Source organism: Azonexus sp. GW821-FHT04F04 (genome assembly GCF_059420025.1).
On sequence record NZ_JBWKSX010000001.1, the window covers coordinates 402,658 to 415,789 of the forward strand.

Sequence of the window (13,132 nt, forward strand, 5' to 3'; positions counted from 1 at the left end):
TGTTGGCATTGCCTCGCGGTAATACTTCCGTAGTATGATGCACCGATAGAGCCTCCATCAGAGGCACAGGGGACAGGGAAAGTGGCTGATTTATCCAGACTGCGCGGCGTCAGGGTCATGGTCATTGACGACAGCAATACGATACGGCGCAGCGCCGAGATTTTTCTCGTGCAGGCAGGGTGTCAGGTCGTCCTCGCCGAAGATGGCTTCGATGCGCTGGCCAAGATCGCCGACCACCAGCCGAGCGTCATCTTCTGCGACATCATGATGCCGCGCCTTGATGGCTATCAAACCTGTTCGCTGATCAAGAAGAACCCGAAATTCAAGGCTACGCCGGTCATCATGCTCTCGTCCAAGGACGGGTTGTTCGATCGGGCGCGGGGCCGCATGGTCGGCTCCGACCAGTATCTGACCAAACCATTTACAAAAGACAGCCTGCTGCAAACGGTTGCTGCGTTTGCCTTGCCGGCCGAGACAGAATCCAATACGTAGCTCAGGGAGAGCACATGCCCGTAAAGAATATTCTCGTTGTCGACGATTCGCCCACTGAGCGCTTTTTTACCGTCGATGTGCTGACCAAGGCCGGCTATCAGGTAACCACAGCGGAAAATGGCGAAGAGGGGATCGCCAAGGCCAAGGCCAACAAGCCTGACCTGATCCTGATGGATGTCGTGATGCCTGGGTTGAACGGCTATCAGGCAACGCGCACCCTGACTCGCGATGAAGAAACGAAAAACATTCCGATCATTGTCTGTACCTCCAAAGGGCAGGAAACCGACAAGATCTGGGGCTTGCGTCAGGGCGCGGTGGACTACCTTGTCAAGCCGTTGATTCCGGAAGAGTTGCTGCAACGAGTCGCTGCGCTGCCGTAATCCAGATGGCCCGGAAAACCAGCCTTCGTGATTTTCAGGAATATCTGGCGACGCGTCTGAGCAATGCGGCCAAGGGTAAGGGATCGTCGTCCTGGCTTGGTGTTGAGGCCGGCGGCGAATCTTGGCTGGTTGATCTTTCCGATGGCGGAGAAATTGTCCAAGCCTCGCTTCTTGCGCCTGTTCCGATGACCCGGCCATGGTTCGCCGGGATCGCCAATATTCGCGGCAACCTGCACGCTGTCAGCGATTTTTCGCTCTTTCGCGGTGGCCCGCCCATCGTCCAGAACGCCAACGCGCGCTTGCTGTTGATCGGTGCCCGTCACGGCGTCAATGCCGCCCTGCTTGTATCGCGCATGCTCGGCCTGAAAAACCCTGACGATTTCACTGTCGAACCGGCCGATGTTTCGATGCCGGCCTGGGGCAGGCAGCGTTTTGCCGATACGCAGGGAAAAATCTGGCACAAACTTTCGGTGCGCGAACTGCTCGCCGATCAGGATTTCATGAATATCGGGGTTTGACAGAGGGCTTTCGCCCCTACCCCAAGTGGAGGATTTCCATGGCTTTCAGCTTCAAGCTTCCCAAGATTGCTGGTCTCGGCAACGGTGGTTCATCGGGGCAGATGACCGTTTCGGCAGATATGCCTCCCGGCAAAATGCCGTTGCCCGGGTTCCTCGCGGGGCAGCCTGTTGTACAACAGATGAAGACACTGGGTGGTATTTTTATCGCCCTTCTGTTGCTGATAGCCGGCCTGGTTTTCCACGACAACCGCGAATCAACCCACAACACTGCCTACATCGCTGCTTCCGGAGAAATGCGCATGCTGTCGCAGCGGCTGGCCAAGGCTTCATCGCTGGCGCTGCAGGGCAACGTGGTTGCCTTCGGTCAGTTGAAGGAATCGCGCGACACATTCGGAAAGCTGTTCGATCAGCTTTCGAACGGTGGCGAAATTGGTAGCGTCAGCGTCCCAGCCTCGCCTGACAGCGTTCGGCCGCAGCTCGAAGCCTTGGGGCAGCGCTGGGCAACCACCGACAAGGACGCGGAAACGGTTATCGCGCAGGAAGCGAATCTGGTCGCACTGGGCAAGAACGTTGCCACCATCGACAACAAGAATTCCGCGATGCTTGAACTGACTGAACAGTTGGCAACCCTAAAGCTGCAGGGTGGGGCGGCTTCCCGAGAGATTGCGTCGTCCAGCCAGTTGGTCATGTTGACCCAGCGGATTGCCAAGAATGCATCGGCGCTGCTCGTCGGTGACGAAATCAATCCGGAAGTGGCGTTCCTGCTCGGCAAGGATACCAATGCCTTCCGCGACATCCTGAGCGCTTTGAGCAAGGGCGGCAACGATGCCGAAAGCCGTACCAAGCTCGATAGTCTTGAAGTCGCGTTCAAGGAATACCAAGGTGCCATTTCCAGCATTCTTGGCAACATGCAACCGCTGGTTCTTTCGAAACAGGCTGGATCCCGGATTTTCCGCGAGAGCGAAGACCTCCTGAAGGCAACTGACGAACTGGCTTTGGGTTATCAGCAGGGGCTGGCTGAACGCGGCATGTATATCGTGTTGCTGATCGCGCTGAGTCTGATCGCGCTGGCCACGCTGGCCCTGTTGGCCAAGATCTATCTTGACGATACCGGTCGTCGTGCTGCAGATGCAGAAGAGCAGCGCCACGCATCGGAACAGACCAACCGTGAAAACCAGGACGCGATTTTGCGTCTGATGAATGAACTCGGCGATCTGGCCGATGGAGATCTGACTGTTACCGCCACGGTTAGTGAAAACATTACCGGCGCCATCGCCGACTCGATCAACTACACCATTGAAGAACTGCGCGTGCTGGTCGGTCGTATCAACGATGCGGCAAACCGCGTGACCGCGGCAACCGAAATCGCCCGCCAGACGTCGGCCGAACTGCTCAACGCAGCCGAGCGGCAATCTTCCGAAATTCAGGAGGCGGGTCAGTCGGCTCTGGAAATGGCCCGTTCCATGTCCGAAGTTTCCGGCAACGCGACAGAGTCGGCCCAAGTCGCCCGGCAGTCGCTGCAGGCTGCCGAAAAAGGTACGCTGGCCGTGCAGGATTCGATCAAGGGCATGAACGAAATTCGCAACCAGATTCAGGAAACCTCGAAGCGCATCAAGCGTCTGGGCGAAAGCTCGCAGGAAATTGGCGAAATCGTGGAGCTGATTTCCGACATTACCGAACAGACCAACGTGCTGGCGCTGAACGCCGCCATTCAGGCCGCGTCTGCCGGCGACGCAGGGCGCGGTTTTACGGTGGTTGCCGAGGAAGTGCAGCGCCTGGCAGAACGCTCCGGCGAGGCAACGAAACAGATCGCGGCCATTGTGAAGACCATTCAGACCGACACGCAGGATGCTGTGTCCGCCATGGAACAGTCGACCCGCGGTGTGGTCGAGGGAGCCAAGTTGTCAGATGCGGCCGGTCAGGCACTGTCCGAGATCGGCGACGTGTCGCGCAATCTGGCCGACCTGATTCAGAGCATTTCCACCTCAACCCAGAACCAGGCGGATTCGGCTACCCAGGTGGCGCGCCTGATGCAGGATATTCTGCACGTCACGGAACAGACAACAGCAGGTACGCAGCGTACAGCGCAGGCGGTCGATGAACTGACTGCGCTGGCTTCCGAACTGAAGGGCTCGGTCGCCGGCTTCAAGGTCGACTGACGATAATCGCGAGAAATCATGAACGCGGCAACGGAATTTGATTTGGGCCCGCTGACGTGGGTCAAGGGCGAAATTGACCTGGCTTTGCAACGCGCCGAGCAGGCGCTCGACGAATACGTTGCGAGTGCCGACCGGACGCAGCTCAAGTTCTGCCGGACCCACGTTCACCAGGTGCATGGCGCACTGGCCATGGTTGGTCTGGATGGCGTAACCCTGCTGACGGAATCGACCGAGGCCTTGCTCGCCGGCATGGAAGACGAGCGACTGCCTTCCGGTGATGCTGCTGTCGCCGTTCTGCGCCAGACAATGAGCGCCTTGCGCCAGTATCTTGATGACCTGATGGCGGGTGAACCCAACCATCCGCTCGTGCTGCTGCCTGTCTATCAGGCGCTGGAGAAGGCCCGCGGCCTGCCCGGGGCGCATCCATGCGATTTGTTTTATCCCGATCTCTCGCGTCGTCCGCCAAAGCGCGAGACGGAAGCGCCTGTGCTGGATGCTGAAGAACTGTTGCGCACCCTCAAGGTCAAGCGCATGCAGTTCCAGAAGGGGCTGCTGCGCTGGCTGAAAGACCCGGCTGATGCCGAAACAGGTCGCCGCATGATGCGCGAAGCCATCGCCGAAATCGAGGCGGTTCAGCCAACGCCGGCAACTCGTTCGTTCTGGTGGATTTCACTCGGTGTGCTTGAAGCTCTGGCTGATCCGGTGCTCGGCACCGATCCTTCGTCGCGCCAGCTTTGTTCCCGTATCGATGCCCAGATCCGGCGTCTGGTCGGGGGATCGAACAACGTCGCCGAACGCGTTCTGCGTGAGTCGCTTTATTACATTGCCCAGGCGCCGGCCGATTTGAATCCCGGCATTGCCGAGGTACAGTCGGTTTTTGGCCTGGCTGATCTGTTGCCGAGCGCGGCACCGCAAGCGGCGTCGTTGCCGCACCACGGCGAATTGCGCAAGTTGCGCGAGGTGCTGACGGCGGTTGAAGAGTTATGGAGCCGGTTTTGTACCGGCAACACGGGCAGCCTGGCCGGGTTTGTTGAAAACGCGCGCCACTGTGCCCAGCTGACCGAGGAAATCGGCCAGACTGATCTCAAGCGTCTTGGCCAGGGCCTTGGTGCCGTCGCCAACTGGCTGTCCGAAGACACGTCGCGCTTCAATGACGCGGTGGCGATGGAAGTGGCCACCACCATCCTGCTGCTCGAGAATGCGCAGGAGAATTTCCGGCGTCTGGGTACCGATTTTGCCCAGCAGGTCGATCTGATGGTCGCCCGCCTCTACGCTTGCATTGCCGGTCGACCTGCGGCTGACGAGGGGATACCGCTACTCGACGAGATGACGCGGCGGGCACAGGAGAAGCTGCTGATCGGTCAGGTGGGTCGGGAAATACAGAACAATCTGGCCCAGATCGAGCAGGCTCTCGACGGATTCTTCCGCGATCCGAGCAAGGCACACGATCTCCTTCAGCTTGATAATCCGATCAAGCAGATCAGCGGAGCGCTGGCCATGCTTGGCCATTTTGGGGCGGTCAACAGCCTCAAGGAATGCGCGGCCAGTATCCAAAAATTTGCGCAGCCCGATTATCAGCCGGCCAATGAGGATTTCGAGGTGGTTGCCGACCAGTTGTCGTTGCTCGGCTTCTTTGTGGACTCGCTGCAGAACGGCGAAGCTGATTTCGATGCCTTTGTTCATCGCATGAGTGGCGAGGTGTCGGATGAGCCAGAGCCGGAACCGGAGGCTCCTTCGGCACCGACGGTCGAAGCGCTGCTGGCCCAGCAGGCGCGGGACATGCAGGTTCTTGCCGACGCGCTCAAGGAAGCGCCGCAAGATGCTCGCCTGCAGGACGAGCTCAAGCAAAACTTGCAGGATATCCAGAAGGATGCCGACCTTGTCGCCAATCGCGAACTGGGCGAGTCGGCCAAGGCCGCGCTGGCCGCCTTGCAGTCAGGCGTCGAGGTCGATGCCGCCCTGTCCGGGCTCAAGCCGTTGGCGCCTGAAGCACCGGCGCCTTCTGCAGAAACGCTCCAATTGGCTGAGTCCAGCCACGAAGAGATAGATGCCGAACTGCTGTCGATCTTCCTCGAGGAGGCCAACGAAGTTTTGGCCACTATCGCTGAGCAGAAGGCCTTGCTGGCGGCCGCTCCGGATAACGTCGAGGCGTTGACGACGGTTCGTCGCTCAATGCACACCTTGAAGGGTAGCGGCCGGATGGTTGGCCTCAAGGATCTTGGCGAGGCGGCGTGGGAGTTTGAACAGACCCTGAACCTGTGGTTACGTCAGGACACGGCGGTAACGCCGGACCTTCAGCGCCTGATCGAGGAGGCGCATGCCTTGTTTGCCGACTGGGTCGTGTATCTCGAGTCCGGCCACGGTCGAGCCCCCGATCCGGCAGCATTGGTTGCCCTTGCTGCACGGTTGCGCGGCGTCGAAGTTCCCGTCGCTCCACCGATAGAGGCTGCGCCGGTGGCGGCTGAAGAGACGGTGATTCTCATCGAGGAGCCTGTCGAGGCGGTGGTGCCTGAATTGTCCGAAGAGCCGCTTGAGCCGGTCGAAAAGGCGTTTGAATTGGCGGACGTCCCGGCCGAAGTTGTTGAAGAGACGCTTGCTGAGATCGAAGACGAGCTTCCGATTGTCGAAGAGACAGTTGCGCAGGCCGAAGAAGTGTTTGAATTAACGGAAGTTCCGCCTGCGCCGTTTGAAGTGCCGACTGCCATTGTCGGCGAACTTCAGGAGGTGGAAACGCCCTCCGAAATGGTCGGTCGGTCAACTCAGGAAGTCGAAGAAATAGAAGCGCTGGCCTTGCCTGAAGAACCGGAAGCGCTGGTCGAGCCGGAAGAGGTGATGCTGTCGGCAACGCTGGAAAGTGAGCAGCCAGTGCTTGTTTCGCCGGAGCCGGTTGGCGAGTCGCCAACGCTTTACGACATATTCCGCGAAGAGGCCCGTGGTCACCTGCAGACGCTGGTCGACAGCTATGCGGTCATTGACGCTGATCCATCAGCTCCGACTACTTTTGAAATGACCCGTGCCGCGCATACCCTTGGCGGCATTGCCGCAACGGTTGGCCTGATGCCGCTCAACCGGCTCGCTGTGGCGCTCGAGCACGCCTTGTTGCGGCGCGATGGCTCGGGGCAGGCGGAAAGTATCGAGGGCATTGAAACAGTTCGCCAGGCCATCATTACACTGGAAGAAATGTTTGCCGGCCTCGCCATGCAGCGTTCGCCGGACGAGCAGACGCAGTTGATCGCGGCGCTGGAGGATGTATTCCATGCCGCCCTGCCCGGCGAGGAGAGATTGCCGGCAGGGGCCGAGATCATCGCAATGCCAGGCCAGGCGGAGGCTCCCGAAGTTGTCGCTGAGGCGCTTCACGTCGCGCCAGTACCAGCTTTGCCGTTGCTCAACGACGAGCTCGACGAGCAACTGTTGCCGATCTTCCTTGAGGAAGCCGTCGATCTGACACGCGACCTGACCACCCAGGTCCGTGCCTGGCGCGGCGATCTGGCGGGTGATGCGGCGCCGCATGCGATTGCCCGACTGTTGCATACCTTCAAGGGCAGCGCGCGCATGGCTGGGGCGATGAATCTCGGCGAAGCGACGCACCAGCTTGAGGCTCGGGTTGAAGAAGCCCTGCGCGCCGGACACGTGACGCCGGCATTCATCGATGAAATTGAAAACGGTTGTGATGCGCTGGATCAGGTTGTCGAGCGTTTGCGGGCAGGCCCTCAGGAGCCCGTTGCTCCGGAAGTCCAGCATACGGCTGCCGAGATGCCGGCTGTTGCGGGGCCGTTGCCGCCGGTGGAAACCGAAGCGGATGCCGAGGCCGAGGCATCCGGTCAGCGGCCTACGCTGCGTGTCCGCGCCGATCTCATCGATCGTCTGGTCAGCGAGGCCGGCGAATTGTCGATCGCCCGCACGCGGATTGAGGGCGAGATGCGCAGCCTCAAAGGGTCGCTGCTTGAACTGACCGAAAACGTCATTCGTCTGCGCCGCCAGTTGCGCGAAATCGAAATCCAGGCCGAGTCGCAGATCCAGGCGCGTGTAGCCCAGACGCCAGACAGCGAGGTTGATTTCGATCCGCTCGAACTCGACCGTTTTACCCGTTTCCAGGAACTGACCCGTTTCATGGCCGAGTCGGTGAACGACGTGGCAACCGTCCAGCAGAGTCTGCTCAAGAACCTCGACGACGCCAACGCGGCGATTCTTGCCCAGTCGCGCCTCAATCGCAGCCTGCAGCAGGAACTCATGGGCGTGCGCATGGTGCCGTTCGCCAGCCAGACTGAGCGCCTCTACCGTATTGTCCGGCAGACCGCCAAGGAAGTCGGCAAGCGGGCCAATCTTGATATCGTCGGCGGTCAGGTTGATATCGACCGTTCGGTACTCGACAAGATGCTGGCGCCGATCGAACACATGCTGCGCAATGCTGTCACGCACGGCGTCGAGAGCCGCGAGGAGCGGCTTGCCGCCGGCAAGCCGGAGGCCGGCGAAATCGTCATCAAGCTGTCGCAGGAAGGCAATGAAATCATTCTGGCCATGAGCGACGACGGCAAGGGCCTCGATCTTGCCCGCATCCGCGCTCGCGCCGAGGCCATGGGCCTGCTCCAGCCGGGGCAGGCGGCCGATGAAAAAACGCTGTACGACTTCATCTTCCAGCCCGGATTTTCGACGGCCACCGAAGTGACCCAGCTGTCCGGCCGCGGTGTCGGCATGGACGTCGTGAAAACTGAGGTCGGCGAAATCGGCGGGCGCATCGAAATCCAGTCGCAGCTCGGTCAGGGCACCACTTTCCGTCTCTACCTGCCGCTCACGCTGGCAGTGACGCAGACTTTGCTCGTTCGTGTCGGCACCCATCTATATGCGGTGCCATCGACGATGATCGAGCAGGTCAAGGAAATGAAGGAAAAGGTACTCGCCTCCGTTCGCGAAAAGGGCGAGGTGGAGTGGCAGGGCATTCGCTATCCCTTCCATTTCCTGCCGCACTTGCTCGGTGACATGGAAGCCGTTCCGGAGGCGCATCGTCAGTACTGGGTGCTGTTGTTGCGTTCCGGTTCGCAGCGGGTTGGCGTTCTCGTCGATGAGCTCAAGGGCAACCAGGAAGTCGTCGTCAAGAATATCGGCGCCCAGCTCGCCCGCGTCGTCGGTATTGCCGGTGCTACGGTACTTGGTGACGGCAAGGTCGTGCTGATCCTCAACCCGGTCGCTCTGGCCAGCCGGACGACGGTTTCCAGCGTGCACACCGCTGTGCCGTCGATGTTGCCGCCAGTTATCACGGAAGTGGCCCGCCTGCCGACCGTCATGGTCGTCGACGATTCGCTGACGGTGCGCAAGATCACCAGTCGCCTGCTCATGCGCGAGGGTTATCAGGTCATTCTGGCCAAGGACGGTGTCGATGCACTGGAGCAACTGGTCGAGGTGACGCCCGATGTCGTCCTTTCCGACATCGAGATGCCGCGCATGGACGGTTTCGATCTGGTCCGCAACATGCGTGCAGATGCCCGTTTGCGCTCGTTGCCGGTGGTCATGATCACCTCGCGGACGGCCGACAAGCATCGCAACTACGCACTCGAAATTGGTGCCAACCACTATCTCGGGAAACCTTACGACGAAGCCGAGTTGCTGGGCATCGTGGCCGGTTATTGCAAGAAATAGCCCGAATTTCCGGTTGACCGTGGCCTTCCACGGTCAACCGGAAATAATGCCTAATTTTTGAGTATGGCGTAGCGCGCCAAGGTCTTTTCCCGGGCAGTAGCGTGATCGACGATCGGCGCCGGGTAGTCCCGCCCGATCACCACGCCAATGCTTTCCTGCTCGATCCGCCCCATTTGCCACGGCGCATGGATGTATTTGTTGGCGACTTTGGCCAGTTCGGGGACGTAGCGGCGGATGAACTTGCCCTCCGGGTCGAAGCGCTCGGACTGCGTCACCGGGTTGAAAATGCGGAAATACGGTTGCGCGTCGCAGCCGGTCGAGGCTGCCCATTGCCAGCCGCCATTGTTGGCCGACAGGTCGAAATCGTTGAGCTGATCGGCAAAGTATTGTTCGCCGAGCCGCCAGTCGATGCCCAGATCCTTGCTCAGGAAGGAAGCGACAATCATGCGCAGCCGATTGTGCATCCAGCCGCTGTGGTTGAGCTGGCGCATGGCCGCATCGACCAGCGGATAGCCGGTGCGGCCTTCCTTCCAGGCGGCAAAGGCGTCCGGCCAGTTATCCCACTGCACGGCGTCGTAGGCAGGTTTGAAAGCGCTGCCGACGACGTGCGGGAAATGGTCGAGGATCATGAAATAGAAGTCGCGCCAGATCAGTTCGTTGAGCCAGGTAGTGTCTCTTGCGTTGAGTGCCGTGCGGACCAGTTCGCGAATGCCGATGGTGCCGAAGCGCAGATGCACCGAAAGATAGGAAACGCCCTTGACCGCCGGGAAGTTGCGCAGCGCGCCGTAGCGCTCGATACGTCCCTGACGGAACTCGTCCCACAAGGCGCGGGCGCCTGACGTGCCGGGGCGAATGCCCAGAGCGTCCAGGTCGCTGGTTTCGAAGCCGATTTCGGTCAGGGTTGGGATGCCCGTAAACTCGCCACCGGCCAGTTTTCCATGACATGGCCACTCGGCATAGTCTGCTGCGGTCAACCGCTTCAACCAGGCGTTTTTGTATGGCGTGAACACCGAAAAAGGCTTGCCTGCCTGCGTCAACACTTCATTGCCATCGAAGATGGCCTGATCCTTGAAAGTGTGGAAATCAATGCCATCGGACTTCAGTGATCCGGTGACGAGGACGTCGCGCTGCTTGGCCGCAGGTTCGTAATCGCGGTTGGCAAACACCGCCGATACGCCGAGTTCTTTGGCCAACGCGGGGATTTCCTCGGTGGCCCGGCCGTGACGGACGATCAGTCCGCCACCCTTGGCGTGCAGGGCGGCATCGAGTTCGACCAGCGATTCGCGAATGAAATGAACGCGCCGGTCACATCGGGCGGGCAGTGCATCGAGAATTTCCGAGTCGAAAACAAAGGCGCAATAAACCTGTTGCGCCCCGGCCAGTGCCGCGCTCAGGGCGGCGTGGTCATGGTCACGCAGGTCACGGCGAAACCAGACAAGGGCTTTTTCTTTTTTCATGGTTGGTTTGTACCCTCCCGGCGATTAAAATTCCAGTCATGGACAACGTCAACCTGACCGACAACTTCCTCATCGCCATGCCGACGCTGGAAGACCCGTATTTCTCGAACGCCCTGATCTACATTTGCGAACACAATGAGAACGGGGCGCTGGGGATCATCGTCAATCGCCCGATTGACCTGAATCTGGCTGGTCTGTTCGACAAGATCGACATCAAGCTGGCGGCCGAAAATCTGGCCAACCTGCCCGTCTATTTCGGTGGCCCGGTGCAGCTTGACCGCGGTTTCGTCCTCCATCGTCCGATCGGCAAATGGCAGTCCACGCTGGCCGTCAACAGCGAGGTCGGCCTGACCAGTTCGCGCGATGTGCTCAATTCGGTGGGCAGCGAAGGCCTGCCGGCCGAAATCATCGTCACGCTGGGTTACTCCGGCTGGGATGCCGGGCAGCTTGAAAATGAGCTGGCGCAAAATTCCTGGCTGACCGTGCCGGCCAAGGCCGAAATTCTTTTCGACCTGCCGCCGGAAGAGCGCCTGCCGGCCGCCATGCAGAAACTCGGCATCAGCTTCACGCAGCTTTCCGACGTGGCCGGACACGCATGAGACGGCCAGCTCGTTGATGGGCACTGTCCTCGCATTCGATTTTGGCGAAAAGCGCATCGGAGTCGCCACCGGCGAAACGATGCTCGGCACGGCCCACCCGTTGACCACCATTCACGCCGAATCGAACGACGACCGTTTTGCCGCCATCGGCAAACTCGTCGCCGAATGGCAACCGGTGCAACTGGTCGTCGGCCTGCCCATGCATGCTGACGGTACGCCACATGAAATGACCCGGCTGGCCACCAAGTTCGCCGAGCGCCTCAAGCGCCGCTACAACCTGCCGGTCGGCTTTGCCGACGAGCGCCTGACCTCCGTCGATGCCGAATCCCGCCTTCGTGAAACCGGTCGCAACAGCAAATCTGCCAAGCCGCTACTCGATGCCGTGGCCGCCCAACTCATCCTTCAAACCTGGTTCGAAAGCCCGCACCATGTCACCCCAGCCTGAAGTATTACCCGATGCCGAGGCGCAGTGTCGCCAACTGGCCGACCTGATTCGTCCTCAACTGTCGCGCAAGCCCGCGCTGGTTGGCATCTACAGCGGCGGCGCCTGGATTGCCGAACGCCTGCGCGAATTGCTCGATTTGCCGGAAGAGATCGGCCTGATCGATGTTTCCTTCTATCGCGACGACTTCGCCGAGAAGGGTCTGCACCCGCAATGCAAGCCGACGGTCATTCCCTTCGACGTCGAAGGCCGCCACCTGATCCTGGTCGATGACGTGCTGTACACCGGCCGCACGACGCGGGCGGCGATCAATGAACTGTTCGACTACGGTCGTCCGGCCTCCATCGAACTGGCCGTGCTGGCCGACCGCGGCGGCCGCGAGTTGCCGGTGGCCGCAACCTACGGCGCGTGGGCCGTGGAGCTCAATGACCACCAGAATCTGGTGCTCGCCAAGCAGGACGACGGTCGACTGGTTTGGAGGATGGAAAATGCATAACCCGCAGTTGAACAAGGACGGCGAACTGACCCACCTGCTGTCGATCGAAGGTCTGCCGCAGCGCATCCTGACGCAGATTCTCGACACCGCCGAGTCGTTCATGGAGGTCTCGGCCCGCGACGTCAAGAAGGTGCCGCTGCTGCGTGGCAAGAGCGTCTTCAATCTGTTCTTCGAAAACTCGACGCGTACCAGGACGACCTTCGAGATTGCCGCCAAGCGTCTCTCCGCCGACGTCATCAACCTCGACATCAACAAGTCGTCGACGGCCAAGGGCGAGACCCTGCTCGACACCATCGACAACCTCGTCGCCATGCACGCCAACCTGTTCGTCGTGCGCCATGCCTCGAGCGGCGCGCCCTACCTGATCGCCGAACACCTGCAGCGCATCGGCCGCGACGACGTCCATGTCGTCAATGCCGGTGACGGTCGCCATGCCCACCCGACGCAGGGCCTGCTCGATATGTACACGATCCGTCACTACAAGAAGGATTTCACCCAGCTGCGCGTCGCCATTGTCGGCGACATCCTGCATTCGCGCGTGGCCCGTTCCGACATCCACGCCCTGACCACGCTGGGCGTCCCGGAAGTCCGCGCCATCGGGCCGGAAACCTTGCTGCCCAAGCATCTCGACAAGCTCGGCGTGCATGTCTTCCACGACATGAACGAAGGTTTGAAAGACGTCGACGTCGTCATCATGCTGCGCCTGCAGAACGAGCGGATGACCGGCGCCCTGCTGCCCTCGGCTGGCGAATATTTCCGCCACTACGGCCTGACGCCGCAAAAGCTCGCGCTGGCCAAGCCGGACGCCATTGTGATGCACCCGGGGCCGATGAATCGTGGCGTCGAAATCCATTCGGCAGTGGCCGACGGCGCGCAGGCCGTGATCCTGCCGCAGGTCACGTTCGGTATCGCGGTCCGCATGGCCGTCATGAGCATCGTTGCGGGGAATTGATCA

Annotated in this window: 10 protein-coding genes; 9 read left to right on the forward strand and 1 reads right to left on the reverse strand. The window is 60.4% G+C overall.

Annotated features, from left to right (window positions below; translation table 11 throughout):
* Positions 1 to 117 precede the first annotated feature (117 nt).
* Genes AC07TV_RS01965 through AC07TV_RS01985 form a run of 5 tightly spaced genes read left to right on the forward strand, consistent with a single transcriptional unit; the run spans position 118 to position 9,183 of the window.
* Entirely contained in the window at positions 118 to 492 is a 375-nt protein-coding gene (locus AC07TV_RS01965; protein ID WP_494647370.1) for a response regulator, read from the forward strand.
* A gap of 14 nt (positions 493 to 506) precedes the next feature.
* Positions 507 to 872, forward strand: a complete 366-nt coding sequence (locus AC07TV_RS01970) for a response regulator (RefSeq protein WP_494646717.1) — start codon at positions 507 to 509, stop codon at positions 870 to 872.
* A gap of 5 nt (positions 873 to 877) precedes the next feature.
* Positions 878 to 1,390, forward strand: coding sequence for a chemotaxis protein CheW (locus AC07TV_RS01975; RefSeq protein WP_494646718.1), 513 nt, complete (start codon positions 878 to 880; stop codon positions 1,388 to 1,390).
* A 38-nt stretch (positions 1,391 to 1,428) separates the two neighbouring features.
* Positions 1,429 to 3,549 carry a methyl-accepting chemotaxis protein gene (locus AC07TV_RS01980; RefSeq protein WP_494646719.1) on the forward strand — a complete coding sequence of 707 codons (2,121 nt, stop codon included), beginning with the start codon at positions 1,429 to 1,431 and terminating at the stop codon, positions 3,547 to 3,549.
* Positions 3,550 to 3,567: 18 nt separating this feature from the next.
* Complete coding sequence (locus AC07TV_RS01985; protein ID WP_494646720.1) at positions 3,568 to 9,183, forward strand: hybrid sensor histidine kinase/response regulator; 5,616 nt, start codon at positions 3,568 to 3,570, stop codon at positions 9,181 to 9,183.
* A gap of 50 nt (positions 9,184 to 9,233) precedes the next feature.
* On the opposite strand, the gene AC07TV_RS01990 is transcribed toward AC07TV_RS01985, so the two are convergent.
* A complete protein-coding gene (locus tag AC07TV_RS01990) occupies positions 9,234 to 10,640 on the reverse strand; it encodes a cryptochrome/photolyase family protein (protein WP_494646721.1) in 1,407 nt (468 codons plus the stop codon).
* Between the two features lie 38 nt (positions 10,641 to 10,678).
* Here AC07TV_RS01990 and AC07TV_RS01995 point away from each other — a divergent pair, with 38 nt between their 5' ends.
* Genes AC07TV_RS01995 through AC07TV_RS02010 form a run of 4 tightly spaced genes read left to right on the forward strand, consistent with a single transcriptional unit; the run spans position 10,679 to position 13,129 of the window.
* Entirely contained in the window at positions 10,679 to 11,239 is a 561-nt protein-coding gene (locus AC07TV_RS01995; protein ID WP_494646722.1) for a YqgE/AlgH family protein, read from the forward strand.
* Positions 11,240 to 11,255: 16 nt separating this feature from the next.
* On the forward strand, positions 11,256 to 11,684 hold the full coding sequence (gene ruvX / locus AC07TV_RS02000; RefSeq protein ID WP_226402640.1) for a Holliday junction resolvase RuvX: 429 nt from the start codon (positions 11,256 to 11,258) through the stop codon (positions 11,682 to 11,684).
* Entirely contained in the window at positions 11,668 to 12,177 is a 510-nt protein-coding gene (gene pyrR / locus AC07TV_RS02005) for a bifunctional pyr operon transcriptional regulator/uracil phosphoribosyltransferase PyrR (protein ID WP_494646723.1), read from the forward strand. Before ruvX ends, pyrR begins: the two co-directional genes overlap by 17 nt.
* Positions 12,170 to 13,129: an aspartate carbamoyltransferase catalytic subunit gene (locus AC07TV_RS02010; RefSeq protein WP_494646724.1), complete on the forward strand. Its 960-nt coding sequence runs from the start codon at positions 12,170 to 12,172 to the stop codon at positions 13,127 to 13,129. Before pyrR ends, AC07TV_RS02010 begins: the two co-directional genes overlap by 8 nt.
* Positions 13,130 to 13,132: the final 3 nt, after the last annotated feature.